Annotated in this window: 29 protein-coding genes and 1 tRNA gene; 13 read left to right on the top strand and 17 right to left on the bottom strand. The window is 62.7% G+C overall.

Annotated features, from left to right (window positions below; genetic code table 11):
* Window positions 1-21: 21 nt before the first annotated feature.
* From hupB to clpP, 4 genes are all read right to left on the bottom strand, one after another.
* The gene (hupB, locus tag RFM98_RS02405; protein WP_027166452.1) at window positions 22-294 is read right to left on the bottom strand and encodes a DNA-binding protein HupB; all 273 of its coding nucleotides are present in this window, start codon (window positions 292-294) and stop codon (window positions 22-24) included.
* Window positions 295-490: 196 nt separating this feature from the next.
* A complete protein-coding gene (gene lon, locus RFM98_RS02400; RefSeq protein ID WP_320307332.1) occupies window positions 491-2,902 on the bottom strand; it encodes an endopeptidase La in 2,412 nt (803 codons plus the stop codon).
* A 275-nt stretch (window positions 2,903-3,177) separates the two neighbouring features.
* Complete coding sequence (gene clpX, locus RFM98_RS02395; protein WP_320215944.1) at window positions 3,178-4,452, bottom strand: ATP-dependent Clp protease ATP-binding subunit ClpX; 1,275 nt, start codon at window positions 4,450-4,452, stop codon at window positions 3,178-3,180.
* A 296-nt stretch (window positions 4,453-4,748) separates the two neighbouring features.
* Window positions 4,749-5,378, bottom strand: coding sequence for an ATP-dependent Clp endopeptidase proteolytic subunit ClpP (gene clpP / locus RFM98_RS02390; protein ID WP_320307331.1), 630 nt, complete (start codon window positions 5,376-5,378; stop codon window positions 4,749-4,751).
* A gap of 342 nt (window positions 5,379-5,720) precedes the next feature.
* Between clpP and RFM98_RS02385 the strand changes: the two genes are divergently transcribed.
* Window positions 5,721-6,308, top strand: coding sequence for a hypothetical protein (locus tag RFM98_RS02385; RefSeq protein ID WP_320307330.1), 588 nt, complete (start codon window positions 5,721-5,723; stop codon window positions 6,306-6,308).
* A 132-nt stretch (window positions 6,309-6,440) separates the two neighbouring features.
* Here the strand turns inward: RFM98_RS02385 and RFM98_RS02380 are convergent, their stop codons facing one another.
* From RFM98_RS02380 to RFM98_RS02370, 3 genes are all read right to left on the bottom strand, one after another.
* Window positions 6,441-6,644 carry a DUF3126 family protein gene (locus RFM98_RS02380; RefSeq protein ID WP_027166457.1) on the bottom strand — a complete coding sequence of 68 codons (204 nt, stop codon included), beginning with the start codon at window positions 6,642-6,644 and terminating at the stop codon, window positions 6,441-6,443.
* A gap of 148 nt (window positions 6,645-6,792) precedes the next feature.
* Window positions 6,793-7,641, bottom strand: a complete 849-nt coding sequence (gene cysE, locus RFM98_RS02375) for a serine O-acetyltransferase (RefSeq protein ID WP_320307329.1) — start codon at window positions 7,639-7,641, stop codon at window positions 6,793-6,795.
* Between the two features lie 203 nt (window positions 7,642-7,844).
* Window positions 7,845-8,477, bottom strand: coding sequence for a VOC family protein (locus RFM98_RS02370; protein WP_320307328.1), 633 nt, complete (start codon window positions 8,475-8,477; stop codon window positions 7,845-7,847).
* A gap of 133 nt (window positions 8,478-8,610) precedes the next feature.
* Here RFM98_RS02370 and RFM98_RS02365 point away from each other — a divergent pair, with 133 nt between their 5' ends.
* Both RFM98_RS02365 and speB read left to right on the top strand, forming a co-directional pair.
* Window positions 8,611-9,216: an HD domain-containing protein gene (locus RFM98_RS02365; protein WP_320307327.1), complete on the top strand. Its 606-nt coding sequence runs from the start codon at window positions 8,611-8,613 to the stop codon at window positions 9,214-9,216.
* A gap of 93 nt (window positions 9,217-9,309) precedes the next feature.
* Window positions 9,310-10,275, top strand: coding sequence for an agmatinase (gene speB, locus RFM98_RS02360; RefSeq protein WP_320307540.1), 966 nt, complete (start codon window positions 9,310-9,312; stop codon window positions 10,273-10,275).
* Window positions 10,276-10,385: 110 nt separating this feature from the next.
* On the opposite strand, the gene RFM98_RS02355 is transcribed toward speB, so the two are convergent.
* The 4 genes from RFM98_RS02355 to RFM98_RS02340 all read right to left on the bottom strand — a co-directional run bounded on the left by RFM98_RS02355 (window position 10,386) and on the right by RFM98_RS02340 (window position 12,934).
* The gene (locus RFM98_RS02355; RefSeq protein ID WP_320307326.1) at window positions 10,386-10,886 is read right to left on the bottom strand and encodes a GNAT family N-acetyltransferase; all 501 of its coding nucleotides are present in this window, start codon (window positions 10,884-10,886) and stop codon (window positions 10,386-10,388) included.
* A 24-nt stretch (window positions 10,887-10,910) separates the two neighbouring features.
* A complete protein-coding gene (locus RFM98_RS02350; RefSeq protein WP_320307325.1) occupies window positions 10,911-11,678 on the bottom strand; it encodes an alpha/beta fold hydrolase in 768 nt (255 codons plus the stop codon).
* A gap of 16 nt (window positions 11,679-11,694) precedes the next feature.
* On the bottom strand, window positions 11,695-12,195 hold the full coding sequence (locus tag RFM98_RS02345; protein WP_320307324.1) for a DUF192 domain-containing protein: 501 nt from the start codon (window positions 12,193-12,195) through the stop codon (window positions 11,695-11,697).
* A gap of 145 nt (window positions 12,196-12,340) precedes the next feature.
* On the bottom strand, window positions 12,341-12,934 hold the full coding sequence (locus tag RFM98_RS02340; RefSeq protein WP_320307323.1) for a cold-shock protein: 594 nt from the start codon (window positions 12,932-12,934) through the stop codon (window positions 12,341-12,343).
* 259 nt (window positions 12,935-13,193) lie between these two features.
* On the opposite strand from RFM98_RS02340, the gene gloA reads away from it, so the two are divergent.
* Together gloA and RFM98_RS02330 are read left to right on the top strand one after the other, a co-directional pair.
* On the top strand, window positions 13,194-13,634 hold the full coding sequence (gloA, locus tag RFM98_RS02335; RefSeq protein WP_320307322.1) for a lactoylglutathione lyase: 441 nt from the start codon (window positions 13,194-13,196) through the stop codon (window positions 13,632-13,634).
* A gap of 114 nt (window positions 13,635-13,748) precedes the next feature.
* Window positions 13,749-14,036, top strand: coding sequence for a DUF2218 domain-containing protein (locus RFM98_RS02330; RefSeq protein ID WP_320215925.1), 288 nt, complete (start codon window positions 13,749-13,751; stop codon window positions 14,034-14,036).
* An 88-nt stretch (window positions 14,037-14,124) separates the two neighbouring features.
* Here the strand turns inward: RFM98_RS02330 and RFM98_RS02325 are convergent, their stop codons facing one another.
* Together RFM98_RS02325 and ilvA are read right to left on the bottom strand one after the other, a co-directional pair.
* Entirely contained in the window at window positions 14,125-14,682 is a 558-nt protein-coding gene (locus RFM98_RS02325) for a DUF1697 domain-containing protein (RefSeq protein WP_320307321.1), read from the bottom strand.
* On the bottom strand, window positions 14,679-15,935 hold the full coding sequence (gene ilvA, locus RFM98_RS02320; RefSeq protein ID WP_320307320.1) for a threonine ammonia-lyase IlvA: 1,257 nt from the start codon (window positions 15,933-15,935) through the stop codon (window positions 14,679-14,681). The genes RFM98_RS02325 and ilvA overlap by 4 nt, the downstream gene beginning before the upstream one ends.
* Before the next feature lie 191 nt (window positions 15,936-16,126).
* On the opposite strand from ilvA, the gene RFM98_RS02315 reads away from it, so the two are divergent.
* On the top strand, window positions 16,127-17,248 hold the full coding sequence (locus RFM98_RS02315) for an alpha/beta hydrolase (protein ID WP_320307319.1): 1,122 nt from the start codon (window positions 16,127-16,129) through the stop codon (window positions 17,246-17,248).
* A gap of 106 nt (window positions 17,249-17,354) precedes the next feature.
* Window positions 17,355-18,518: an alpha/beta hydrolase gene (locus tag RFM98_RS02310; RefSeq protein ID WP_320307318.1), complete on the top strand. Its 1,164-nt coding sequence runs from the start codon at window positions 17,355-17,357 to the stop codon at window positions 18,516-18,518.
* 7 nt (window positions 18,519-18,525) lie between these two features.
* On the opposite strand, the gene ade is transcribed toward RFM98_RS02310, so the two are convergent.
* Window positions 18,526-20,337, bottom strand: a complete 1,812-nt coding sequence (ade, locus tag RFM98_RS02305; RefSeq protein WP_320307317.1) for an adenine deaminase — start codon at window positions 20,335-20,337, stop codon at window positions 18,526-18,528.
* Between the two features lie 160 nt (window positions 20,338-20,497).
* Here ade and RFM98_RS02300 point away from each other — a divergent pair, with 160 nt between their 5' ends.
* Together RFM98_RS02300 and RFM98_RS02295 are read left to right on the top strand one after the other, a co-directional pair.
* Window positions 20,498-20,710, top strand: a complete 213-nt coding sequence (locus tag RFM98_RS02300; RefSeq protein ID WP_320307316.1) for a hypothetical protein — start codon at window positions 20,498-20,500, stop codon at window positions 20,708-20,710.
* Between the two features lie 91 nt (window positions 20,711-20,801).
* On the top strand, window positions 20,802-21,458 hold the full coding sequence (locus tag RFM98_RS02295) for an outer membrane protein (protein ID WP_320307315.1): 657 nt from the start codon (window positions 20,802-20,804) through the stop codon (window positions 21,456-21,458).
* A 257-nt stretch (window positions 21,459-21,715) separates the two neighbouring features.
* Here the strand turns inward: RFM98_RS02295 and RFM98_RS02290 are convergent, their stop codons facing one another.
* Entirely contained in the window at window positions 21,716-21,943 is a 228-nt protein-coding gene (locus RFM98_RS02290; RefSeq protein ID WP_320307314.1) for a hypothetical protein, read from the bottom strand.
* Window positions 21,944-22,640: 697 nt separating this feature from the next.
* Here RFM98_RS02290 and RFM98_RS02285 point away from each other — a divergent pair.
* Window positions 22,641-22,726: transfer RNA gene (locus RFM98_RS02285), tRNA-Leu, on the top strand.
* A gap of 108 nt (window positions 22,727-22,834) precedes the next feature.
* On the opposite strand, the gene RFM98_RS02280 is transcribed toward RFM98_RS02285, so the two are convergent.
* Entirely contained in the window at window positions 22,835-23,413 is a 579-nt protein-coding gene (locus RFM98_RS02280) for an NUDIX domain-containing protein (RefSeq protein WP_320307313.1), read from the bottom strand.
* A gap of 252 nt (window positions 23,414-23,665) precedes the next feature.
* Between RFM98_RS02280 and RFM98_RS02275 the strand changes: the two genes are divergently transcribed.
* The 3 genes from RFM98_RS02275 (at window position 23,666) to RFM98_RS02265 (ending at window position 25,501) form a co-directional block, all read left to right on the top strand.
* Entirely contained in the window at window positions 23,666-24,769 is a 1,104-nt protein-coding gene (locus RFM98_RS02275) for an NADH:flavin oxidoreductase/NADH oxidase (RefSeq protein WP_320307312.1), read from the top strand.
* A gap of 89 nt (window positions 24,770-24,858) precedes the next feature.
* Window positions 24,859-25,137: a DUF982 domain-containing protein gene (locus RFM98_RS02270; protein ID WP_320307311.1), complete on the top strand. Its 279-nt coding sequence runs from the start codon at window positions 24,859-24,861 to the stop codon at window positions 25,135-25,137.
* A 124-nt stretch (window positions 25,138-25,261) separates the two neighbouring features.
* A complete protein-coding gene (locus RFM98_RS02265) occupies window positions 25,262-25,501 on the top strand; it encodes a DUF2188 domain-containing protein (RefSeq protein WP_320216473.1) in 240 nt (79 codons plus the stop codon).
* 203 nt (window positions 25,502-25,704) lie between these two features.
* Here the strand turns inward: RFM98_RS02265 and RFM98_RS02260 are convergent, their stop codons facing one another.
* Entirely contained in the window at window positions 25,705-26,679 is a 975-nt protein-coding gene (locus RFM98_RS02260) for an alpha/beta fold hydrolase (protein WP_320307310.1), read from the bottom strand.
* Between the last annotated feature and the right edge of the window lie 109 nt (window positions 26,680-26,788).

Here is a 26,788-nt window from a genome sequence, read left to right as displayed (position 1 = left end):
CTGCTCTTAAAGAAAAAGGTCTTAGTTGACCGCATCCTTGAGGCCCTTGCCGGCCGAGAACTTCGGCACGGTGCGCGCCGGAATCTTCACTTCCGCGCCGGTCTGCGGGTTGCGGCCGGTCGAAGCAGCGCGTTTTGACACGGTGAAATTTCCGAAGCCGACAAGCCGGACATCGCCGCCCTTCTTCAGTTCGCCAGTGATCACAGAGAACACCGCATCGACGGCGGACTGCGCATCAGCCTTCGAAATGCTTGCGGAGTCGGCGACGGCGGACACCAGTTCGTTCTTGTTCATAAAAATTCCCTTCCATGAGAAAACCGGAACTTACGACTCATCCGGCAGGAAACGGACTTTAGAAAGAAGCGTTCCGGAACCCAAGCCGAAAACCGCGGAATTCCGGGCTTTTTTCCATTTTTTCGTCGCTTTTTCACATGAAAAAGCCGGGCTGAAGACCCGGCTCTCTCTTTGTGCGCTGCAATGTTAGCAAAAGCTAATGTGCAAGTGACTTTCCGGCATCGTCGCCGCTGTCGACCGGAGCCGGCGCATTAACCGGCTCGACCCACTCGATCGGCTCCGGCATCCTGGTGAGCGCGTGCGCGAGCACCTCGCCGACCCGCGAGACGGGGACAATCTCCATGCCGTTCTTCACATTGTCCGGAATCTCCGCCAGATCCTTGACGTTCTCTTCCGGGATCAGGACCTTCTTGATGCCGCCGCGCAGAGCCGCGAGCAGCTTCTCCTTCAGGCCGCCGATCGGCAAGATGCGGCCGCGCAGCGTTATCTCGCCGGTCATCGCCACATCGGCCCTGACCGGGATACCCGTCAGCACCGACACGATGGCCGTGGCCATGGCAGCACCTGCAGACGGGCCGTCCTTGGGGGTCGCGCCTTCCGGCAAGTGCACGTGGATGTCGCGCTTGTCGAACAGCGGCGGCTCGATGCCGAAATCGATCGCTCTTGAGCGGACATAGGACGCCGCCGCCGAGATCGATTCCTTCATCACGTCGCGCAGATTGCCGGTCACCGTCATGCGGCCCTTGCCGGGCATCATGACGCCTTCGACCGTCAGCAGCTCGCCGCCGACTTCCGTCCAGGCAAGACCAGTGACCACGCCGACCTGATCGTCGGCCTCGACCTGGCCGAAGCGGAAGCGCGGCACACCGAGATAATCGGCGAGGTTGTCCGCGGTGATCTTCACCGTCTTCTTCTTCGTCCGCAGGATCTCGGTCACCGCCTTGCGGCCGAGCTTCATAAGCTCGCGCTCAAGGCTGCGCACGCCGGCTTCCCTGGTGTAGGTCTGGATGATGCCGCGGATCGCGTCCTCGCCGACCGAGAACTCGTTCGGCTGCAAGGCGTGATCGCGGATCACCTTGGGCATCAGGTGACGCTTGGCGATCTCGATCTTCTCGTCCTCGGTGTAGCCGGCGATACGGATGATCTCCATGCGGTCCATCAAGGGCGCGGGGATGTTCAGCGTGTTCGCCGTCGTCACGAACATCACGCTCGACAGGTCGTATTCGACCTCGAGGTAATGGTCCATGAACGTCGAGTTCTGTTCCGGATCAAGCACTTCCAGCAGGGCCGACGACGGATCGCCGCGGAAGTCCTGGCCCATCTTGTCGATCTCGTCGAGCAGGAAGAGCGGGTTGGACTTCTTGGCCTTCTTCATCGACTGGATGACCTTGCCGGGCATCGAGCCGATATAGGTCCGCCTGTGGCCGCGGATCTCGGCCTCGTCGCGCACGCCGCCGAGCGCCATGCGGATGAACTCGCGGCCGGTCGCCTTGGCGATCGACTTGCCGAGCGAGGTCTTGCCGACGCCGGGCGGTCCAACGAGGCACAGGATCGGCCCCTTGAGCTTCTTCTGCCGGCTCTGCACGGCCAGGTACTCGACGATGCGCTCCTTGACCTTGTCGAGGCCGAAATGATCGGTGTCGAGCACGTTCTGAGCGAAGGCGAGATCCTGCTTGACCTTGGAGTTCTTGCCCCACGGGATCGACAGCAGCCAGTCGAGATAGTTGCGCACGACCGTCGATTCAGCCGACATCGGCGACATCGAACGCAGCTTCTTCAGTTCGGCTTCCGCCTTCTCGCGGGCCTCCTTGGAAAGCTTGGTCTTCTTGATGCGCGCCTCGATCTCGGCGGCCTCGTCGCGGCCGTCCTCGCCCTCGCCGAGCTCCTTCTGGATCGCCTTCATCTGCTCGTTGAGGTAGTACTCGCGCTGCGTCTTCTCCATCTGGCGCTTGACACGCGAGCGGATACGCTTCTCCACCTGGAGCACCGAGATTTCGGCTTCCATGAAGCCCATCGCCTTCTCCAGACGCTCCTTGACGGAAAGCGTGGCGAGCATCTCCTGCTTCTCGGGGATCTTGATGGCGAGATGCGAGGCAACCGTGTCGGCGAGCTTGGAATAGTCGTCGATCTGGCTGGCGGCACCCACCACTTCGGGCGAGATCTTCTTGTTCAGCTTGACGTAATTCTCGAAGTCGGTGACGACCGAGCGGGCCAGCGCCTCGATCTCGACCTCTTCCTCTTCCGGCTCGGCCAGCGCGGTGGCGCGGGCCTCGTGGAAATCGGCGCGGTCGGTGAACGAGACGATCTTGGCGCGCGAGGCGCCCTCGACCAGCACCTTTACGGTGCCGTCGGGAAGCTTCAAAAGCTGCAGCACATTGGCGAGCGTGCCGATGTCGAAAATCGCATCGGGCTCAGGATCGTCGTCGGCTGCATTCATCTGGGTAGCAAGCAGGATCTGCTTTTCCTGACCCATAACCTCTTCCAGCGCCTTGATCGACTTTTCACGGCCCACGAAGAGCGGAACGATCATATGCGGGAACACGACGATATCGCGCAGTGGGAGGACTGCGAAAACGCCGTCGCCGGAAGCCTTGGATATCTTGGCCATTGTCCAACCTTTCATGTCGCGGCCGCTTATTTTAGCCAACCGCGAATCTCATATTAACGACCGAGGGTCGTTCCGCCTACCACCGTTTGTGACGGGAGTTTTACAGCACAGAATTCGGCGCCTCGGCCTTCTGGTGTTAGGTGGATGCAGCCGGGGCAAAGATCAAGGGTTAACACGGTTGCTCGATCCCTTCCATTGCACAGCCCCACGCCTCTCACAGCAAAACGGCGCCACGCGGGCGCCGTTCCATGAAAATTGTGGGTCCAGATGCCATTTCAGGCGCTGACATTGCCCTTCTTTTCCTTCTGCTCGGAATAGATGTAGAGCGGCCGGGCGCTGCCGGTCACCACTTCTTCCGAAATCACCACTTCGCGCACGCCTTCCAGCGCCGGAAGCTCGAACATGGTGTCGAGCAGGATCGCTTCCATGATGGAGCGCAGGCCGCGCGCGCCGGTCTTGCGCTCGATGGCGCGCTTGGCGATCGCCGACAGCGCGTTCTCGTGGAAGGTCAGGTCGACATTCTCCATCTCGAACAGCCGCTGATACTGCTTGACCAGCGCGTTCTTCGGCTCTGTCAGGATCTGGATCAGCGCCGGCTCGTCGAGGTCTTCCAGCGTCGCCAGAACCGGCAGACGGCCGACGAATTCCGGGATCAGGCCGAATTTCAACAGATCCTCCGGCTCGACCTGGCGGAACAGGTCGCCGGTGCGCCGATCCTCGGGCGAAGCCACGGTGGCGCCGAAGCCGATCGAGGTCTTGCGGCCGCGATCCGAGATGATCTTGTCGAGCCCCGCGAAGGCGCCGCCGCAGATGAACAGGATGTTGGCGGTGTCGACCTGCAGGAATTCCTGCTGCGGATGCTTGCGCCCGCCCTGCGGCGGCACCGAGGCGACCGTGCCTTCCATGATCTTGAGCAGCGCCTGCTGCACGCCCTCGCCCGACACGTCGCGGGTGATCGACGGGTTGTCCGACTTGCGCGAGATCTTGTCGATTTCGTCGATATAGACGATGCCGCGCTGGGCGCGCTCGACATTGTAATCGGCCGACTGCAGCAGCTTCAGGATGATGTTCTCCACGTCCTCGCCGACGTAGCCGGCCTCGGTCAGCGTCGTCGCGTCGGCCATGGTGAACGGCACGTCGATGATGCGGGCAAGCGTCTGCGCCAGCAGCGTCTTGCCGCAGCCGGTCGGGCCGATCAGCAGAATGTTCGACTTGGCCAGCTCGACGTCGTTGTTCTTGCCGGCATGCGCGAGGCGCTTGTAGTGGTTGTGGACCGCCACCGACAGCACGCGCTTGGCGTAGGGCTGGCCGATGACGTAATCGTCGAGGACCTTGAGGATTTCCTGCGGTGTCGGCACGCCCTCGCGCGACTTCACCATCGAGGTCTTGTTCTCCTCGCGGATGATGTCCATGCAGAGCTCGACGCATTCGTCGCAGATGAAGACCGTCGGCCCGGCGATCAGCTTGCGGACCTCGTGCTGGCTCTTGCCGCAAAACGAGCAGTAAAGCGTGTTCTTTGAATCACCGCCGCCGTTGCTGACCTTGCTCATTTTTCTGTCCTTTCACCAACGCCCGCCGGTGGTCTGGCTTGAGTGACGTCTCACCAATCTATCGCGGGAATCCGCCACCGCCAGTGTCCCGGCTCACACAGCGCATTCCGTACGAAACACAATTCAGAAAACGCGGCAATGATTCGCAGCAACCCCATGCAAAGCTAAGCCGTCGAAAATCAACATAGCCTTAACGTAGGCAATCCCAACGCCTGAGGGAACAGCCAAATGTGGCCGAAATGCCGCAAGAGGCGCCAAAAGCGCGTTATGCTGCATCTGACTGTCGACCGCCAGGCTCAGGCGGTGGCTGCCTCGGCGGGCTCGCGGCTTGAGATGACCTTGTCGATCAGGCCAAAATCCTTGGCCTCGTCCGCGGTCATGAAATGGTCGCGGTCGAGCGTCCTCTCGATCTCGTCATAGCTCTTGCCGGTGTGCTTGACATAGACCTCGTTCAGGCGGCGCTTCAGCTTGATGATGTCCTGCGCATGACGTTCGATGTCCGAAGCCTGGCCCTGGAAGCCGCCAGACGGCTGGTGGACCATGATCCGGGCGTTCGGCGTGGCAAAGCGCATGTCCTTGTGGCCGGCGGTCAAAAGCAGCGAACCCATCGAGGCGGCCTGACCGATGCAGAGCGTCGACACGGCCGGCTTGATGAACTGCATGGTGTCGTAGATCGCCATGCCAGAGGTGACGACGCCGCCCGGCGAATTGATATAGAGGTTGATTTCCTTCTTGGGATTCTCCGCCTCGAGGAACAAAAGCTGTGCACAAACCAGCGTCGCCATACCGTCCTCGACCGGGCCGGTGATGAAGATGATGCGTTCCTTCAAGAGACGCGAGAAGATGTCATAGGCACGCTCGCCGCGATTGGTCTGCTCGACCACCATCGGAACGAGGTTCATGTAGGTTTCAACGGGGTTCTTCATGGACTACCCTTGTTGGAGATGGATTCCAGCGCCCTGTATATCAGCAATCGCGGAATCGTTCTGGATCGGTTAGGACCTAAATAGGATGCCGGCTCACCCTAGCGCAAGGCCGCCTCTCCTAGCCACCTGGTTAAGTCGAATCAAGCGCTGCGGCCTGCGAAGCACGGGGCCGCTTGCCCCCACGAGACGGGCTCGCTCCCGGTCGGCCGGCCGAAGCCATCCGCAAGGTAGCAATTCCTTAACCGCGCCGCTTAACGAAAAGCCTTGAAATCGCTGTCCGCCCCCGGACCTTCCGCTACAGTCCTGCGTTGTGAAGGCGTCCTTTTTAAACGGGGGAATGTCATGATCCGCAAAAGCTCCGCATCGTTCGCGGCAGTCGCGATGCTTGCCACCATCTCTGAAACCGCCGCCGGCGGCCGCGCGCTCGAATGCTATGAGCCGATCCGCAGGCCAGCGCTATACGACACCGTCTATGAGGATGTGATGGTGAGCCCTGGCGGACAGGTGGTCGATTACGACGCGCCGATTTACGGCACCTACCAGGGCGTGGAGCAGATTGCGCCGCCGCGCGTCACCTATGAGACTGTGCCTGCGGTGACACGCACGGTCTACCACACGGTCAAGGTCGACGACGGCGGCTATGCCTGGGAATGGCGCGTCATCCATGGCCGCAAGGTGCTGTGCAAAATATGGCACAAGGCCCGCTACGCGCGCGTCGCCGAAACGGTCGTGGTCCAACCGGAGCGCGTCCGGCGCGTGGTTCTGCCGGCGGAATACGAAGGCGTCGCCCACGAAGTGCTGGTGCGGCCGGAACAGGTACGCGTGCGGGAAATCCCGCCCTCATATGGGACGGTGGCGAGTCGCGTGGTGGTGCGGGAAGGTTCGACCAGCTGGCGGCGGGTGCATATCCCGCGGCACTGCCGGGATTAGAGCAATTCCAGGAAAGGTGCGTCGCGGTTTTCCGTCCGGAATTGCGTCAAAACAAGCCTTAGGCGGTATTTCGCCTGCGGGTTGCAGCCGGCCGGGCGCCGATCTCGCGCGCCCTGACCGATCATTGCTGGCTTAGGCCAGATCGATGTCGAGAATGGCCATCGAGAAATTATAGTCGCCGTCGTCCTCGTCCTTGAAGACGATGCCGAGGAACTCGTCGCCGACATAGACCTCGGCCGAGTCTTCCTTGCGCGGACGCGCCTTGACCTGCAGCTTGGGATTCTGGAAGACGCGTTTGAAATAAGCGTCCAGCTTTCTGATTTCGTCAGGCTTCAAAAGTCTTCTCCGAAATGTCGGCCATGTTCGTTGGAACGCGCTTCTGACACGCTAACAATGGCCATGTAAAGGCGAGCCGGCACAATTGCATAGGACAAAGCGGACCGAACCGGGCGGCCGGAATTCGCCAGGCGCCGCGACGGCAAAGTCAGATGTCGAAGCTGACCACGTGGTCCATGCTCTGCGACGGCAGGAGCTGGTCCATCTGCCGCGAGGGCTGGTCGCAGCCGGTCTCGCCCACGACCCGCGCGGGCACGCCGGCAACCGTCTTGTTGTGCGGCACAGGCGACAGCACGACCGAACCGGCGGCGATCTTCGAGCAGTGGCCGACCTCGATATTGCCGAGGATCTTGGCGCCGGCGCCGATCAGCACGCCGCGGCGGATCTTCGGATGACGGTCGCCATTGGCCTTGCCGGTGCCGCCAAGCGTCACGCCGTGCAGGATCGATACGTCATCCTCGATGACCGCCGTCTCACCGACGACCAGCCCGGTGGCGTGATCGATGAAGATACCCTTGCCGATGCGCGCGGCCGGGTTGATGTCGGTCTGGAATACCGACGAGGAGCGGCTCTGCAAATAGAGCGCGAAGTCCCGGCGGCCCTGGTTCCACAGCCAGTGCGCCAGACGGTGCGTCTGGATGGCGTGAAAACCCTTGAAATAGAGCACCGGCATGATGAAGCGGTCGCAGGCCGGGTCGCGGTCGTAATAGGCCTGGATGTCGACGCGCACCGTGGTGCTCCAGTCCGGATCGTCGGCCAGCATGGCCTTGAAGGTCTGGCGGATGAGGTCGGAGCCGATGTCCTGGTGATCAAGGCGCTCGGCCAGGCGGTGAATAACAGTTTCCTCCAGGCTCTCCTGGTTGAGGACGGTCGAATAGAGGAAGGCCGCGAGCAGCGGATCGCGGTTGACCGCTTCCATCGCCTCATCGCGGATCGATCGCCAGATCGGATCGACCGGCTGCACCATGCTGGGGCGGGCAATCGTAACGCTGTTCATCGACGCTCTCCGGCCTTGCTCATTCTCCGGCGGCACATATAGGCCAGATCATAGCACGGTTGAACTCAATTTTCCTTAGTGCTTTGTCAAATGGACGTGGTTCACGCAAATTCAAGCCACGATGGAAAACGAACCCTTGATCGCGGATCGGGTTCGAAATCGCCCATTTTCGCATTCTCAGCGCGGCAATTTGGCGTCAGAGCCTACTCCGGCAGCGTCGTTCCGGCCTGCTCCGCCACCATGTAAGCGGCATACCAGTCGGGCCAGTTCGTGTCATACTGCCCGCCGGTGCGCTTCTCATGCTCGCCATGCGCGGCGGCCGCTCGCCGCAGCGCGGCGGCAAGGCCGGTCACCGAGGTGAAAATCGTGTCCTTGGCATCGACACGGCCAGGCAGACGCTGGGTGATCTCCTGCAACAGCCAGCCATTGCCGTCTGGATCGCTGAAGGTGACGAAGGAGGAATAGCTGCGCCCCTCCGGATGCCGGCCCGTGATCGCTGGCTGGCCGGGGCCGTTTCGATGAAACACTTCGCTTGCCTCGACGCCGCGCGCCACCAGTTCCGCGCGTGCCGCTTCAATGTCGGTCACGATCAGATAAAGCACTTTTGCCGAACCGGGCGCGGCGGATGTGAGGCCCGTGCCGAAATGGATCGAACATGGCGAACCCGGCGGGGTGAACTGCACCACCCGAAACGCGTCGCCGACCACGAAGTCGGCGTCGAGCCTCCAACCCAAGCCGACATAGAAGCTCTTGGCTCGATCGACGTCGGCAACAGGAATGACGACGGCCTCCAGCTTCATGTCGATCGTGCCCGGTTTTGGTGCGTTCGCGCTCATGCCAAGCCCCTTTGCTTCAGTGCCTGATCGGCAGCTTCTCGCCGCCGCGCATTTTGGTCAATCGTCGACGATTATGCTGTTGAAGTTGACCGCGACTTGCGCTGTCTTGCCGCCAGCCCCGGGAAAACTCGCCATGGAAAACGAAACGCTGATCGACGACGTGCTGAAAAACGAGCTTTCCGCACTCTATCAGGCCAAGGATCGCCACTATCACGGCATGGCCCACATCGAGGCCATGCTGGCGCTGGCTGAAGAATACCGAGCCCTGCTCGATGACCCGGGCGCCGTCGAGGCGGCGATCTGGTTCCACGACGCCGTCTATGACAGCCGCGCCAAGGACAATGAGGCAAAGAGCGCGGCGTTGGCCAAGAAAAGGCTCGCCGGCCGCGCCAATCCTCATCGCCTCGCCCGCATCGCGGCAATGATCAACGCCACTGCTACGCACCAACTGCCGCCTCTCCGCGGCGAGAGCGCGCTCAACGATGCGGCCCTTTTGCTCGACATGGATCTGGCGATCCTCGGCGCCGAACCTGCGGTGTTCGACGCTTATGAGAGCGCGGTCCGGCTGGAATATGGCTGGGTGGAGGAGCCGATCTGGCGCGCCGGCCGCGCGGCGGTGCTGAAAAGCTTCCTCGCCCGTCCGCATATTTTCTATACGCAATCGTTCCGCGATCGCTTCGAGGCGCCCGCCAGGAAAAACCTGGACCGATCGCTGCAAGCATTGCAAGGCCAGGTTTGATGGGCCCACCGCCCGTTGGGCCTTGCCCCTATGCCTGAGCTCCTGATCCTGCGATCACTATCGATCGAAAACCGCTCCGAGATGGCCGTCGTCATGCAAAACAGCTTCTTCCAACCCGTCGACGCCGCGCAGGTGCCGCGATTTGCCGGGCTTTCCACCTTCATGCGGCTCCCGGCCGTGCCGACCGCGAAGGGGCTCGACATCGCCCTTGTCGGGATTCCTTGGGATGGCGGTACGACCAACCGGGCCGGCGCCCGGCACGGCCCGCGCGAAATCAGGAACCAGTCGAGCCTGATGCGCCGCGTCCACCACGTCTCGGGAACCGAACCGTTCAGCATCGCCAATGTCGCCGACGTAGGCGACCTCTCGGTCAATCCCATCAACCTGCTCGATGGGTTGAAGCGCATCGAGGACGGCATTGCCGCGATCGTTGCCGACGGAGCGCTGCCTCTGGCCGCTGGCGGCGACCATCTGACGACGCTGCCAGTGCTGCGCGCCGTGGCCCGCAGCGGGCCGGTCGGCATGGTTCATTTCGACGCGCATTCCGACACCAACGACCGCTATTTCGGCGACAATCCCTATACGCACGGAACGCCTTTCCGCCGCGCGATCGAGGAAGGGCTGCTCGACCCGAAGCGGATTGTCCAGATCGGGATCAGAGGCTCGATCTATGAGCCAGGCGAACACGACTGGGCGACCGCCCAGGGCGTGCGCATCATCTATATGGAGGAGTTCGTCAAACGCGGCGCCGCTTCCGTCATGCAGGAAGCGCGCGATCTGGTCGGCGACAGTCCCACCTATGTGACGTTCGACATCGACTGCATCGATCCGTCCATGGCGCCCGGCACCGGCACGCCGGAGCTCGGCGGCTTCACGACACGCGAGGCGCAGGAAATGGTCAGGCTGCTCGACGGATTGAATTTCGCCGGCGCCGATGTCGTCGAGGTCGCGCCTCCTTTTGACCTTGGCGGCATGACGGCGCTGGCTGGCGCGACGATGATGTTCGAGCTGCTGTGCGTCATGGCGAGATCGCTCGCCGACAGGAGGGTGCGCGGCTAATGCATGTCGCCCAGAAGTGCGCAGCGGTTCTGGGACAACACATGCATCAAAACAAAGACTTTAAAGCGCGTCGCCTGAATCCGGTTCATCGCGACGCGCTTTAGTTCCGCCTAATCCGGAAAGGTTTCGGTCCTCTGGGCGTAGACGCCAAATCCCGCGCGTCCGTAAACCGATTGCGCCGCCGGATGGTCATGGGTGTCGGTGTGAAGCCAAAGCCTTTCCGGCCGATGCGACCACGCCGCGCGCAATGCCCGGTCGAGCAGGAACGGCCCCAAGCGCTTCCCTTGGAAAGCCGGAACCAGTCCGAAATGAACGAGCTCGATGGCCGCCTCTCCGACATTGTTGAACTCGCAGAAGCCTGCGGCCTCGCCATCGACGCGCAGCACATGAATATGCGTCGAGGCGGCGGCAAGCACCGTTTCGAGTTCCACTTCCGCCATGCGCAGACGCTGATCCCATTGCACCGGTCCGCCCACCGCTTGGTAGAGATCGAGATAGCTGGACAGACCAAGCCTTTCGCGCGCCACGATCGCGTCGGGCAAAGGCGACGCGCGCGGCGCGCCCTGCGGTGGCGCGAGCATCTCCATATAGGTGACGAGAAGATCGACCATTGTCAGCCGGGGAGCGTCGCGCGCTCAGAGCGGGTTTTCGGCGTAGAACTCGAGCACGCGCTGCTTGAAGCTCTTGTCGCCGACGGCGAGCATGTGGTCGCGGCCCTCGATGTGGAAAGCCCTGGCATTGGGCATCAGGGCCGCAAGCTCGTCCGGCGAGCCGCCGATATCGTCCTTCGTGCCGACGGCGATCAGCGTCGGCTGGGCGATGCGCGCCATGTCGTCCTCGCCGAGCAGCTCGCGCGAGGTTGCAATGCAGGCCGCGAGCGCGCGCCTGTCGCTGCGCGTCTGGTCGGCGAAGGCGCGAAAGGAACGGCCGCGCGGATGCGTGGTTTGAGAGGGATCCTCCGCCAACAGGGCCGCCGCGATCGGATCCCAGTCGCCGACGCCGTCGACCATGCCGATGCCGAGCCCGCCGAACACCAGCGTCGCGACCTTCTCCGGATCCGAGAGCGCCAGGAAAGCCGAGACACGCGCGCCCATCGAATAACCCATGACATGCGCACGCTCGATGCCGAGACGATCGAGCAGAGCGGCGGCGTCGGAAGCCATCTTTTCCGGCGTGTAATCGGCCTCGTCATAACTCTTCGATGACGAGCCATGGCCGCGCTGGTCGAAGGCAATCGCCCGGTAGCCGGCGTCGTTCAGCGTCTTGAACCAGCCCGGCGAGACCCAGTTGACGTAGTGGCTGGAGGCAAAGCCATGGATCATCAGCACGGGGTCGCCCTGCCCCGAGGCCGGCTGGCGATCGAGATAGGCGAGATCGAAACCGTCATGCGAAAAGAATTGCATCGGCAGAAAGTGCTCTTCAGTTGGAACCGGCGCCCGCGCCGATGGCCGGATGGCGCAAAAGATCGCCTTCCTTGATGCCGTCCCTGGCGGCCGTGCCTGCCTTCAGTTCAAGCACGAAGCGCACGGGCTGTCCTGGTGAGATGATGGCTTCGGATTCCGGCTCGCCACGCTTGATGGCCTTGATCCGGCCGTCCTCACCGACGAAGACGAGGTCGAGCGCCATTGGCGTGTTCTTCATCCAGAAATCCACCTCGTCGGATCTTTCGAAGACGAACAACATGCCGTGATCGTCGGCCATCGTCCGGCGAAACATCAGTCCCGCCTCGCGTTCGGCGGAGGTATCGGCGATCTCGATGGAGAAAGAACGCTCGCCCGAGCCGGTCGACACCACAAGCGGTGTCCGATCGATGGGCAGCAGCATCGCATCCGCCAGGCCTGGTTTCAGGCCGGTGAAATAGGCAGCGAAAACGATCGCGGCGCAGAGCGCGCCTGCGGTCAGCCAATTGCGATGAGCCATCAGGTACCTCGTCCAGACCCACGTCCTAGAGACGGAGCATGATGTCGCATCATGCTCTAGACCATGATCCGGACAAGTGGAACCGGTTTTCGGACAATAGGGTCGCGCCGCGGCAAAGGGACAGCTCGGCTGCGTCGAGCGGCCCTTAGTGCGAGACCGACAAGGTGCCCATATCGGGGTGGATTTCGGCGGCCATAAGGCCTTTGTCGCCGCGTCCGAAGCGTACGAGCACGACCTGGCCCGGCCTAAGCTCGGTTATGCCGTAGCGCCGCAGCGTCTCCATGTGGACGAAGATATCTTCCGTCCCCTCGCCCCGCGTCAGGAAGCCAAAACCCTTGGTGCGGTTGAACCACTTGACCAGAGCCCGCTCGAGGCCGCTCTCCGGAGTCACGGTTACGTGGGTGCGCTGTTCCTGTTCTGCCGGGTGGACAGCCGTCGAGGCATCCATGGAAAGAACCCGGAAAGCCTGCAGCCCGCGCTCGCCCTGCTTGACCAGGCAGACGACCCGCGCGCCTTCGAGCGCCGTCTGGAAGCCATCCCTTCGAAGACAAGTCACATGGAGGAGGATGTCGCCCGAGACGCCGTCGTCCGGAAGAATGAAGCCGTAGCCCTTGGCCACGTCGAACCATTTGATAGCGCCGGCGATTTCGGCAAGCTCGGCGGGATCGCCGCCACTGTCCCGCTGCAAGGCGTCGTCAAGGCTTCCGTCCCGCCTCGTGAAAGAGGCCTTTTCCCCCATAAGAATGCCCCCTTTTTTCAACTGAACCGCAACTGATTCTTGCCAAGAGATTAACACTGCGGCTTCCGGGGTGTGCAAGGGCTGACGTGCCTTTTTTCACCGTTCAGCACTGGAAAGGCTGAAATGTTGTTTGCCGGCGCTTCCGGAAGCCGAAACGGCAAGGCCCCAAATCGATCGCGCAGCCCCTATTGTCGGACGATTGCCCTTTCGCCGGGTGGCCCCTATGGTGCCGCAACCCCAACACCCCGAGGAAGCCGCCATGCGCTATCTGCACACAATGATCCGCGTCGCCGATGTCGACCAGTCGCTCGATTTCTACTGCAACAAGCTCGGTCTGAAGGAAGTGCGCCGTTATGAAAACGAGCAGGGCCGCTACACGCTGATCTTCCTCGCCGCGCCGGAAGACGAGCAGAGCGGCATCAATGAGAAAGCGCCGCTGGTCGAGCTGACCTACAATTGGGACCCGGAAGACTATCAGGGCGGCCGCAATTTCGGGCACCTCGCCTATGAGGTCGACGACATCTACGCCACCTGCCGGAAGCTGATGGACAGTGGCGTGACCATCAATCGTCCGCCGCGCGACGGCAACATGGCCTTCATCCGCTCGCCCGACGGCATCTCGATCGAGCTTCTGCAGAAAGGCCCGGCCCAGGCCAAGGCCGAGCCGTGGGCCTCGATGCCCAACACGGGTGTTTGGTAGGGCCGGCGATCCCGCGCGGCGGCCGCTGGCGTTTCGGCAGGCCTTACCTATCTATCAGCAATTGGCGCCGGCCTCATCCAGACTGGCGTTTTCTTCATCCGCCAGGAGAATTTCATGCTGACCAGCCGCGCAGATGTCGCCACCGAACATGCCAGCCGCTATCTGCAGCAGCTCTGCAAGCATTGGTCGCACAAGTTCCCGGTCGAGTTCGACCCGCAGCACGGCGCCATCCAGCTCTCCATCGGCCGCACCGTGATGGAAGCCGACGACACGGCGCTGCATATCGCTTTGGCCGCCGACGATGAAGCTTCGCTGGAGCGACTGGAGACGGTGGTCGCCGACCATATCAAGCGCTTTGCCTTCCGCGAGGAATTGAGCTTCGACTGGCAAAAGGCCGCTTAAGTCCCGAAGCAATTCCAGGAAAGTGCCTGGCGGTTAGGCTCGGCGGCTTCGCCGCAGCCTTCCGTCCGGAATTTCCTACAATGATCAGTCAGCCGCCGGCCTTGCCGGTCATTTCGAGCAACGCCAGCACGCTGCGCCAGTTGCGCGCCGTGCCCGGCACCTTCAGCGTACGCGGGATGAGATTGGCGAATACCGACTTGCCGAGCCCTTCCGGTGCGTGCAGGTAAAGCACGTCGCCCTTGATCTCGAAGCTCTCGGGGCCGGTGCATTTGTCGGCGAGCCGCTTCGTCTCCTCGGCGGTCGGCTCGCGCTCCAGCACATAGGCGTGCAGTTTGGTCGGTTCGCCGGCGATCTCGGGATAGGGATTTTGCCCAACCAGCCGCTCGAACCAGCCGGCATCGCGCACCACGATGCGCGAATTGAAACCCCATTTCTTTTCGAAGGCCGTTTCCAGTTGCTTGGCCAGCGTCACCGCGTCGCCCTTGTTCGCCCGGAACACGACATTGCCGCTTTGCACATAGGTCGCGACATCGGTGAAGCCGAGGCTCTCGAAGAGGGCTTTGAGCTCCGCCATTTTGACGATGCGGTTGCCGCCGACATTGATCCCGGAAAACAGCGCGACGAAGATCATGCCCTTAGCGCTCATATAATGAACCCCGCCAGCGTCTCGTTGTCGGTAATGTCCTGATATTGCACGCCCTCGGCGTCGAAATTGGCCTTCAGCAGGTCGAAATTGCGCCGGTCCTTGGTCTCGATGCCGATCAGCACCGAGCCGAAATTGCGCGCCGACTTTTTCAGATACTCGAAGCGCGCGATGTCGTCGTCAGGACCGAGCATCTCGAGGAAATCGCGCAGCGCGCCCGGCCGCTGCGGGAAGCGGATGATGAAATACTTTTTCAGCCCCTCGAAGCGCAGCGCCCTTTCCTTCACGTCCGGCAGCCGCTCGAAATCGAAATTGCCGCCGGAGACGACAGCGACGATGGTCTTGCCCCTGATCTCCTTGCGCGAAAAATCCTTGAGCGCGTCGATCGCCAATGCGCCGGCCGGCTCCAGCACGACGCCCTCGACATTGAGCATCTCGATCATGGTGGCGCAGAGCCGATTCTCCGGAACCAGCCGGACCGCATCGGCGGTGAAGTCCTTGAGATGGCGCAGCGGCTCCCGGCCGATCTCGGCCACCGCCGCGCCGTCGACGAAATTGTCGACCTTGGAGAGCTTGACGCGCTTGCCGCCGGCAAGGCTCTCGGCGAGGCTCGGCGCGCCCGCCGGCTCGCAGAACACGAAGCGCGGATCGCGATGCTGGTCGGCGAAATAATGCGTCACCCCGGCAGCGAGGCCGCCGCCACCCACTGGGAGCATGACGATATCGGGTGTCCGCCCGCCCGGCATCTGGGCCGCGATCTCATAGGCAACCGTTGCCTGGCCCTCGATGATGTCCTTGTGGTCGAAGGGCGGCACCATATGCGCGCCGGCGCTTTCGGTGAATTCGAAGGCGGCGCGGTAGCAATCGTCGAAGAAGTCGCCGACCAGCCTGATCTCGACGAAATCGCCGCCGAACAGCCGCGTCTTGTCGATCTTCTGTTGCGGTGTCGTCACCGGCATGAACACGACGCCCTTTTTGCCGAAATGGCGGCAGACGAAGGCAAAACCCTGCGCGTGATTGCCGGCCGAGGCGCAGACGAAAAGCTCGGCGTTGTTGCCGGCGGCCAGCGCCTTGCGGAAAAAATTGAAGGCGCCCCTGATCTTGTAGGAGCGCACCGGCGTCAGGTCCTCGCGCTTCAAAAGGATGCGGGCGCCGGTCTTCTTCGACAGATAGTCGTTTTCCTGCAGGGGCGTTTCGGGAAAGATTCCGCGGATCGCTTCGGCAGCCACGGCAACGCGGGCGGAAAAGCTGTTCACCACAAGTCCCTCATTTTTGACCTCGCCGGCACGCAAGAATGGCCCTGGCCCGTGCCGGCAAATCTTCCTGCCGCCGTTTTGGCTTTCGCGCAACAGTGCGATGGCCGTCGCCCGGCGCTGAACGCATTTCCGCTGTACACGACTTACTTCCGCCTCACTTCCCCTGTCGGGGGAGATTTCCGCGGAGGTGGATGGCCAATCATGGCCAGAGTGGAAATGCCAGTGGAAGTGTCGACGTGCGGTTGAAGACAATTCTGATCATTGCCCTTGCCCTGCTGACGGCGGGGTGCGCGGGCCACCAGGCTCAGGAAATCCTGGGCAGCGTCGTCGTGCCGACGCAGGCGACCGAGATCGCCGGCAACCATTCGATCTTCATCGCCACCACGCGCAAGCCTTCCGACGACCCGAACAAGGTCTTCGACGGCGAACGCTCGGCGACGCTCAACTACGCCCGCGTCAACGTCACCGTGCCGCCGGTTCACCAGACCGGCCAGATCGAGCGGCGCTCGCGCGGCAAGTCGAACGACCCGACAAAGTATTTCATGGCCTCCGAAGTAGTCGGCTACGACACGCAGCCGAAATTCGCCAGCGCCCTCAACGCCGACATCGACGCCCGTGGTGGCCGCGTCATGGTCTTCGTCCATGGCTACAACACCGGCTTCGACGATGCCGTCTACCGCCTGACCCAGATCGTCCACGATTCCGGCTATCCGGGCACTCCGGTTCTGTTCTCCTGGGCTTCCGGCGCCAAGACCACCGACTATGTCTATGACAAGGAAAGTGCCGCCGCCGCCCGCGATCAGCTGGAAGTGACGCTGAGGATGCTGGCGCAGACCGGCGCGCGGCGCATCGACATCGTCGCCCATTCGATGGGAACCTGGGTGACGATGGAGACGCTGCGCCAGCTCGCCATCACCGGCGACCGCGACCTGAGCGGCAAGCTCGGCGACGTGGTGCTCGCCTCGCCCGACATCGATGTCGACGTCTTCAAGAGCCAGATGCGCCGCTACGGCAAGCCGGACAAGCCATTCATCCTGCTCCTGTCGGACGACGACCGGGCGTTGCGGCTCTCCGGCCTGATCGCCGGCTCACGGCCGCGCGTCGGCGATTATCGGGATGCCGCCGACCTCGCGTCTTATGGCGTCACGGTGGTCGACCTTTCCAAGGTCAAGGGCAGCGACAGCTTCAACCACACCAAATTCGCAGACAACCCGGTGATGGTGCAGATGATCGGACAGCGGCTCCGCGAGGACGACGGCTTCGCCAGCGACCGCGATGTGACCGACCGCATCCGCCAACTGGCCGCGCAGTAACCCTATCGGTGCGGGTTTCCGCATCGCATGGACTTTGAACTGGACCCGGCAGCCCTCTGGCTTTATCGGAGTAATAGAGAGGTTTGCCGCCCTTGGGGGACCCCGGGTGACTGTGCATGTGAAGATCGTTGTCGGCCTTGCCTTCGCGCTCGCCCTCGCCGGCTGTGCCGGTCCTACGCACGATCTGCTCAACCGCAAGGCGGTTGCGGCGCCGGCCTCCGACATCGCTGCCAGCCACGAGATCTTCGTCGCCACGACTCGCCAGCAGGCGACCAAGTATCCGCGCCAGGTGTTCGACGGCGACCGCTCGCTGACCACCCTCTATGCCCGCGTCGACGTCACCGTGCCGAAGATCCACCAGGTCGGCGCGATCGAGCGCGCCAAGGGCTCGGCCGACTCTAACCCGGCCAAGCACTTCACGGCCACCGATGTCGTCCGCTATGGCGATGCGCAGCAATTCGCCAAGGCGGTCGGTGCCGACATTTCCATGCGCGGCGACCGCGCTTTGGTATTCGTGCACGGCTTCAACAACGGTTTTGACGACGGCATCTACCGGCTGACGCAGATCGCTCACGACACCAGATATCCGGGCACGCCGGTGCTGTTTTCATGGGCATCGAGCGCCAAGGCGACCGGCTATATCTACGACAAGGACAGCTCGACCGCCGCGCGCGACGACCTCGAGGCGACGCTGAGGATGCTTGCCAAGACACGCGTCAAGAGCATCGACATCATCGCCCATTCGATGGGCACCTGGCTGACGATGGAGGCGCTGCGCCAACTCGCCATCACCGGCGACCGCGATCTCAACGGCAAGCTCGGTTATGTCATCCTCGCCTCGCCCGACATCGACGTCGATGTCTTCAAGAAGCAGATGATCCGCTACGGCAAGCCGGACAAGCCGTTCGCCATCCTGCTTTCGGGTGACGACCGGGCGCTGAAACTGTCGAGCTTCATTTCCGGGGACAAGCCGCGCGTCGGCGACTACGGAAACGCGGCCGACCTTGCCAATTATGGCGTCACGGTTGTCGACCTGACCAAGGCCAAGGGCGGCGACGGCGGCCTGAACCACGCCAAATTCGCGGACAACCCGATGCTGGTGCAATTGCTCGGCAACCGGCTGCGCACACCGGCCGGCCTTGCTTCGGACGAGTCCGACCCGACGCAGCTCAACAATATCGGCCAGGGCCTCGGCAAGGCGGTCGGCTCGGTCGCCGAGGTCGTCATCACCACGCCGTTCAGAGTGCTGACCATCGCCACCGGCGGATAGCCGGCGCTCAGATAAAAAGATCGACCTTCTGGAACGTTGTCACGTCGACCAGGCCGACGTCCGAGATTCTGAGCTCCGGAATGACCACCAGCGCCAGCAGCGAGTGCTGCATATAGGCGTTGTTGAGCGAGCAGCCCACCTTGCGCATCGCCTCGGTCAGTTGCTCGGCCTTGGCGGCGACGATCTCGGCGCGTTCGTCCGACATCAAGCCGGCGATCGGCATCTCGACCAGCGCCAGTTCCTTGCCCTTGGAAAAGAGCACGACGCCGCCGCCGACCTCGCCCAGCCGGTTGACGGCCAAAGCCATGTCTTCCTTGTTGGTGCCGACGACGATGATGTGGTGCGCGTCATGCGCCACGCTCGACGCCATCGCGCAGTCTTCCACATAGCCGAAGCCGGAGACGAATGCGTTGGTGACGCCGCCCGTGCCGCGATGCCGCTCGACCAGGGCGATCTGGCAGATGTCGTTGCGGCGATCCATGGCGACCAGCCCGTCCTCGACCGATAGGTCGGCCTCCAGCGCCCGCGTCGGCGCCTGGTTCTCGATCACGCCGATCACCCGCGCACGCACCTCGTTGGCGCCCTGCGGCGCCGAAATGTCGAAATCCCCGGCCGCGAGCTTCTTGCCGAGCTTGACGGTGTTCTTCGCGGATTGCGGATAGTCATAGGCCGCAATGTCGATCTCGAGCTTGCCGGCCTTCGCCAGCCTGACACCGCGGCCATAGACCTCGTCTATGGCCATCTGGGCGAGATTAGAAACGATCAGCAGATCGGCCAGCCGTCCGGGCGCGATGGAGCCGATCTCGCGCTCCAGCCTGAAATGCTGCGCGGTGTTGAGCGTCGCCATCTGGATCGCCGTCACCGGCTTCAGGCCCTGGCTGATGGCGTGCCGCACCACCCGGTCCATATGACCTTCATGCACCAGCGTGCCGGAATGGCTGTCATCGGTGCACAGGATGAAATTGCGCGGGTCGATGCCGCCTTCCGTCACCGCCTTGATCTGTGCCGCGACATCATACCAGGCAGACCCCAGCCTCAGCATCGCCTTCATGCCCTGGCGCACGCGCGCTATCGCGTCCTCGGCGCGCGTGCCTTCGTGGTCGTCTTCCGCCCCGCCCGCGACATAGCCATGGAACGGCAGGCCAAGATCGGGCGATGCATAGTGCCCGCCGACCGTCTTGCCGGCCTTGACCGTCTCGGCGATCTCGCCCGACATCACCGGATTGTTGGCGGCGACGCCGGGGAAATTCATCACCTCGCCGAGCCCGATGATGTTTTCCCAGGTCATCGCCTCGGCAACATCGGCGACCGTCAATTCGGCGCCGGCATGCTCCAGTCCCGGCGCCGACGGCACGCAGGACGGCATCTGCACATGCACGTTGATCGGCATCGCGACCGCCTCGTCGTGCATCAGTCGCACGCCCGGCAGGCCGAGCACATTGGCGATCTCGTGCGGGTCGATGAACATCGAGGTGGTGCCATGCGGGATCACGGCGCGGCAGAACTCCGTCACGGTCACCATGCCGCTCTCGACATGCATGTGCGCGTCGCAAAGGCCGGGCACCAGATAGCGCCCGCCGGCGTCGACGACCTTCGTCCCCTGCCCGATGGCATGGCTGGCATTCGGCCCGCAATAGGCGAAACGGCCGGCCGCGATCGCGATATCGGTGCCGGGAATGATCTCGCCCGAATGGACATTCACCCAGCGCCCATTGCGGATGACGAGGTCCGCCGGCTTTCGGCCCATCGCGACATCGACCAGATGCGTCGCCACCTCCGTCCAGGGCTTGGGTTTCGTCGGATTGGTGCGGCTCGCCATGAGAAACTCCTGTTTGCCCGACTGTGCCAAGCGGGCGTGGTTTTGACCAGTTGGCAACTCCGATTTGTTTTAAGACAGAACCGGTTCCGACAGATATCTCTCCTGCGACGGGGCGAAATCGCCTAGACTGAAACCTGGACGCCATTCAGGTGCGGAAGAGATGGCACGAACGATCCGGTTTGCAATTTTCGTGCTGTCGGCATGTTGCGCCGGAATAGCCTTCTTCACCTTGCATTCGTTCTGGGCCTGGGCTGCGCCGATCGCCCTATTCATCGCCGGCTCGATGCTTGCCGAATACGCCTTCGGCCGGCTGGCCTCACCCGAGGAGAAACGGCGCGACCTGGAAGATCGTGCGCGCAACCCACCGACGTAAACCACTGTTGCAGGAATACAATTCCGTTTCTCGGCGAATAACGCTAGGTTGCGTCAAGGAGTCTTTCGGAACCGCCATTTCGGAGTGCTCGATGCGTCGACTGACGCTCGCCAGTGCCGGCTTTCTCGCCACGCTATCCGGGTCTGCCTGGGCAGCGGACGTGGCTGCCGATCTGCCGATGACCGCGCCTGGCTTCGACTGGACCGGCTATTATGCCGGCATGCAGGCTGGCTATGGCTGGGGCCGGTCCGACATCACCGTCGACGGCGGTTCGGTCAAGCCCGACATCGACGGCGGTTTCGTCGGCGGCCATGTCGCGGGGCTCTGGCAGTTCGATCAGGCTGTGCTCGGCGCCGAGGCCGATCTCAACTACGCCTCGATCGACGGCACCGCCGAAGCGGCCCCGGCGAACACATTCGGCACCGACGTCAAGTGGTTCGGATCGATCAACGCCAAGGCCGGCTATGCCATGGATCGCGTGCTGCTTTATGGCATTGGCGGCATCGCTTTCGCCGGCATCGAAACCTCGCAGGCGTCAGGTACGGCCTTCGCCCGAACCCGCACCAGCACCGGCTGGACGCTCGGCGCCGGCGTCGACTATGCGTTGAGCAACAATGTCGTCGTCGGCGCGCAATACCGCTACTATGATTTCGGCAAGGAGCATTTCGATGCTCAAGACACCTTCCCCGAACGCGACCAGGACGTGAAGCTGCAGACGCTAGGCGTAAATTTCAGCTACAAATTCTGAGGCTTGCCCTCGTCGCGGCGACGGAAGCTTATCCCTTATCTCTTGGAAATCAGGTGGCCGGCGCCCGCAGGGGGCGGGGGAATGGGTAGGGGGCCTGATAGACGCCGGCCTCGGCGGATCGACCCACCGTGTGGCAAACCTAGCATTGCCGTAGCAGACCGAAATTCCGCGATCGCGCCATTTTTCCAACTGCCCTGCCCCCCGCTGGGGGCCGGACATGACGGATACGCCTGGCCGAAAGGTTTGCAACAGGCCGGTCAGGATCGGCCCGAAACTGTCTTCCCGGCCGGCATCGCGGTGAGGCACTCCTCCAGCCGCCGAAGCCGCGCCTTCTGCCAGCGCAGCGTGTGCGCGACCTCGTGCAGGTTCCATTTGGCCTTCGAGTTGGCGGCCTCGATCAGACCCCGCTCGAGCCGATCGATCTCGCTGCGCAACTGCCGCGCCTCCGCCTCCCGCAGCCCCCTGATCCAGCCTGGCCCACGCATGGTTCCACCATCAAACCCGGCCCGATGCTGACAGACAGACGCTAAAGAGATCGGTTCGTAGAACCTAGCATTTTAAACATCACTAATATTAGATCGGCACGCACGACAATGGATCTGGTCAGCCGCCAGCGGGTCGGCTGGCGGATGAATTCAAAGCGGAAACCTCGGCCGCGCACGCGCCGGCTGACGCGCAATGCAACTAATCGTCATCGCGATAACGATCTCGACGACGCTGCTCGCGCTCAGGCTGGCACATACATTAGCGATTGCTTGTATTCGAGGCGTGACAGGATCATAATAGCATGGCGAATACGGGGAATTTTGAGGGAGGTTCCGATGCGACCGATCCTTCTGATCGTTGCCGCGGGTGTTGCATTTTTTGTCTGGGACGGCTTGGCCAACAAGAGCGCATATAGAATTGCGCTGATGAAAACAGTCGACCAGGTAGAGAACTTCCAGGGCCTTGTCAGGGTCTCCTGGAATTAGCCGGCCGAAGGGTCATCGGCTGTCTTCTGTCCCGAGAGTCGACCTTCAAAGTCCTCTCTGTGCGAGGCGCGCGGGCAACGATCGTGACGACAGTGCAGCGTGTCTCCAGGTTCATTTCACGGTTCCGGCGCACCATGCTTCAGCACCGATGATCGCGCCGTACCGACGGTTGCAATTGGCCGTCGTCTGGGGCATGCCTCAATCGCGGCGCGCGGACGTGGCGGAATTGGTAGACGCAAGGGACTTAAAATCCCTCGATCCTTGATCGTACGGGTTCGATTCCCGTCGTCCGCACCACCCTTTGCTCTTCGAGCTTCGGCTGTGGCAGGCCAACCGGGGCCCGTTGGACGAAGGGGTGTCCTCCGAAGCCTCGGCGGAGGAGGACCATCGCGATCGAAGACAGGCTCAGGCTCCGATCGGATTGAGCTTCAGGTGCTGGATCAGGATGATCGTCTTGGCATCGACGATGCGACCGTCGGCGATGGCGGCCAGCGCCTCGTCCAATGATATTTCCAGAACCTCGATGTCCTCGCCCTCCTCCGGCGCGCCGCCGCCGGCGGAAATGCGGTCGGCCGGCGAATAGCGCGCGGTGAAGAACCAAAGCCGCTCCGTCACGCTGCCCGGGCTCATGAATGGCGCGAACAGCCTCTCGACGTCCTTCAAACGGTAGCCCAATTCCTCTTCCGCTTCCTTGCGGATGGCGGTTTCGGGGTCGTTTTCGTCGAGCAGCCCGGCGCAGGCCTCGATCAGCGGCTCGCGATGGCCCACGACATAAGCCGGGAAGCGGAACTGCCGCACCAGGAGCACGGTCGAGCGCCGCGGATCGAACGGCAGGATCACCGCGCCGTCGCCGCGATCGTAGGTCTGGCGGGTCTGCGTCTCCCACCGCCCGTCGCGGCGGCGATAGTCGAGCACCGTCTTCTTCAGCACCGCCCAGTCGTCCGAAAGGACCTCCTCCGAACGGATGCGAACGCGATCTTCCATAACGACCTCCGTATTGGCCGCAAAGGGATAGAGCAATTTCAGGAAAAGTGTGAAACGGTTTTCCGTCCGGAATTGCGTCAAAACAAAAAATGGTGCGGTTCCGCGTCCTTCGAAACGCGGAACCGCACCATCGGCGAAAGGCCACCTGCGCAATCCTGGAAACCGACTGGTCCAGCGGCAGTTTCACCGGCTCGTGTCTGGCGCGGAGCGCCTCGACTGCCTAGATAGCGGTATCCCTCCAGGAGCCCGTTCATGACGTCATCGCTTTTCCAGCCGATCACCCTCGGCGGCCTCACCTTCCCCAACCGCATCGCGGTAGCCCCCATGTGCCAGTATTCGGCCGAGGACGGTTCAGCCAGCGACTGGCACCTCTATCACTGGATGAACCTGGCAATGTCCGGCGCCGGCATGGTTACCGTCGAGATGACCGATGTCGAGCGGCGCGGACGCATCTCGCATGGCTGCCTCGGTCTTTATTCGGACGATAACGAGGCGGCCGCCAAGCGCACGCTCGACGCCGCCAGGCGCGTCGCCGCGCTCGGCACGAAGTTCGGCGTCCAGCTTGCCCATGCCGGCCGCAAGGCCTCCAACAGGAAACCATGGGAAGGCGGCGGCCCGCTGCAGCCTGGCGAAGATCCCTGGCAGACGGTTTCGGCCTCGGCCATCGCCTATGACACGGGCTGGAATGTTCCGCATGCGTTGGAGGAGGACGAAATCCTTGAGCTCATTGCGCGTTTTGCGCAGTCGGCCGTGCGCGCCGAACGCGCCGGCTTCGACTTTGCCGAGCTGCACGCCGCGCATGGCTATCTGATCTTCCAGTTCCTTTCGCCGCTCTCCAACCAGCGCACCGATCGCTGGGGCGGGTCGCTGGAAAACCGCATGCGTTTCGCGCTCGAGATCGCAAAGGCGGTGAGGAAGGCCGCCCCGTCCGTGATGCTGGGCGCGCGCCTTTCGGTGAAGGAATGGGTCGACGGCGGTTTCGATGTCGAGGACGCGATCGAGGTGGCCAAGGCGCTGAAGGCCGAGGGCGTTGCCTATCTGTGCTGCTCCAGCGGCGGCAATTCGCCCCTGCAGCAGGTGCCGCCCGGCCCCGGCTACCAGGTGCATCTGGCGGAGGCCGTTCGCAAGGGCGCCGACATTCCCACGCGCGCCGTGGGACTGATCGACGACCCAGGCCAGGCCGAGGCGATCGTCGCCGATGGCCGTGCCGACATGGTGGCGCTGGCGCGCGCATTCCTCGCCGACCCGCGCTGGGGCTGGCGCGCGGCGGCGACTTTCGGCGAGGAAATCCATCCGGCGCCGCAGCTGGCGCGTTCGGTGACGACGATGCGGCATTGGATGAAGGCCGCCAGCTGAGCCGGAAAAATCAGCGGGGGTCCTGAGACGTTTGGGCGCAGGATCCTCGCCACAACTGCAACCAATTTGGCCGCTTTACGTTGGCGGCCATGATAGACAGCAAACCTTTTGAGAAGCCGGTGGTGGTCGAGCTCGGCCATGTCGGCAAATATCGCCAGATAAGCAGCACCCGCGAGGCCGCCGAGTGCCTGATGACCGTTTGGCCGCTCAATCGCGGCGAGCGCCATCGCGATGCTCTGGACACTTGCCTCAAAGCGCTGGAAGGTTATCGTTCGACAGCGGACGCACGTCGCGCCCTTATCGAGGCGGCCAGGGAATCGGAAGTGCTGGTTCCCGAAGACAAGCTGCCTGACGGAAAGCTGCACTGAGCAATTCCAGGAAAAGTGTCATCGGTTTTCCGTCCGGAATTGCGTAGAAACAAAGAGATAGTGCATTTCGCCGTTTCCGTGAAACGGTGAAACTTACTAGCAGGCTTCTTAACCGGAGGATTTCATGGCGAAGCTGACTTATAAGATCGTCGAGCATGATGGCGGCTGGGCCTACAAGGTCGGCTCGACGTTTTCCGAGACTTTCCACACCCACCAGGAGGCGCTGCGCGCAGCCGAGATCGCCTCGTCCGAGCAGCAGGTTGCCGGCACCACCGACGGTATCCAGTATGAGGACGCCGAAGGAAAGTGGCATGATGAGCTCGCCGATGGCCGCGACCGACCGCAGACCGAAGTCTCCGACTAATGCTTGTCGCCCAGAAATGTGCAGCGGTTCTGGGACAACGACGCGCTTTAATTTAAGAATTGGAACCGCCCCCGCGACCGGCAAAGCCCCTGAGGTTTCATGCCGGCCGCCGGTGGCTATGCGGCGCTACTTTCCGCATGTCCGACACTTTTGTGTGACGCAGCGTGAAGAGCCGCGAGGCCCGGCGCGAACGCCGGCCGAAATCAATTCACGTCGGCGAAAGCGCGCGTGGCGATACGCCGGATAAAAGCGACGACCCGTTCGGGCTCCACAAATTGCGGCATGTGGCCCAGACCTTCGACCCGCTCAAAGTCGAGGCCGTTGATCTTGTCCAGCATCGGTTGGCCATGGACGGTCTCGCCGATCACCCGGTCGCCCGTGCCGAACAGAATGCCTGCCGGCATTGCTATTTCGCGGTAACGCTTTTCGATCTGGCCAAGGTCCTGTTCCACGGCCACGACATCGGTGGACGTGGCGAAGTAGTGAGACGGTCGCAACCCGAGCCATCCGCCGCCGCCGGTCATGTACCCTTCGGAGACGGCCTGCGGAGCGAAAATGAACTTCATTGTCGGCTGCGCGTAACGAAGGCTTGCCGGTATCGCCACCGTATAGGCCAGAACGCGGCGTAGCGGCCGCGATGGAACATAAAGCAGGTCAAACCGCAGACGTGCCCTCACTTCCAAATGCGTCAGCGGTGAGAGCAGCGCGATGCCGGAAATCGCTGTCGGATACTTTGTAGCCAATGCAAGCGCGATGGCGCCGCCGAGCGAATGGCCGACGATGAGCGGCCGCTCCAGGCGCAGTTCCTCGATGAAGCGCCGCACGATTTCCGCCTGTTCGGGCAGCCGGCCGGTCGCGCCGCTTGCCCGAACCGAATAGCCCGAGCCCGGCCGGTCAAGCGCGATCAGCCGATAGCCGGCACCGAAGCGTCCGAACAGCGTTTGGCGAAAATGATGGAGCTGGGCGCCTAGCCCATGCAGAAAGACGATCGGCCTGCCATCGCCTTCTTCCACATAGTGGATGCGGTTGCCGTCGATCTCGACGAACTTTCCGCAAGCCGGCACCAGCCTTTCGGCCTTTGCCGCGATCCGCCAGGTCGCGAGCATCAGGGTGAGCAGGACAAGGACCGCCGCGACAAGCAAGCCGGCGAGCAGCCACGAGACAATAGATATCAGCATTTTTCATCCGCTTCCGACCGACCGCACCATATCGGCAACGACCGCCGCCACAAGCGCGCACCCGGCTTTCGCATTGCGGCCGGCCTCAGGCCGCGTTATCTCAGGCAAC

Source organism: Mesorhizobium australafricanum, from assembly GCF_033977265.1.
In the GTDB taxonomy this organism is placed as follows: Bacteria; Pseudomonadota; Alphaproteobacteria; order Rhizobiales; family Rhizobiaceae; genus Mesorhizobium; species Mesorhizobium australafricanum.
This window is presented reverse-complemented; position numbering and strand designations above follow the sequence as displayed.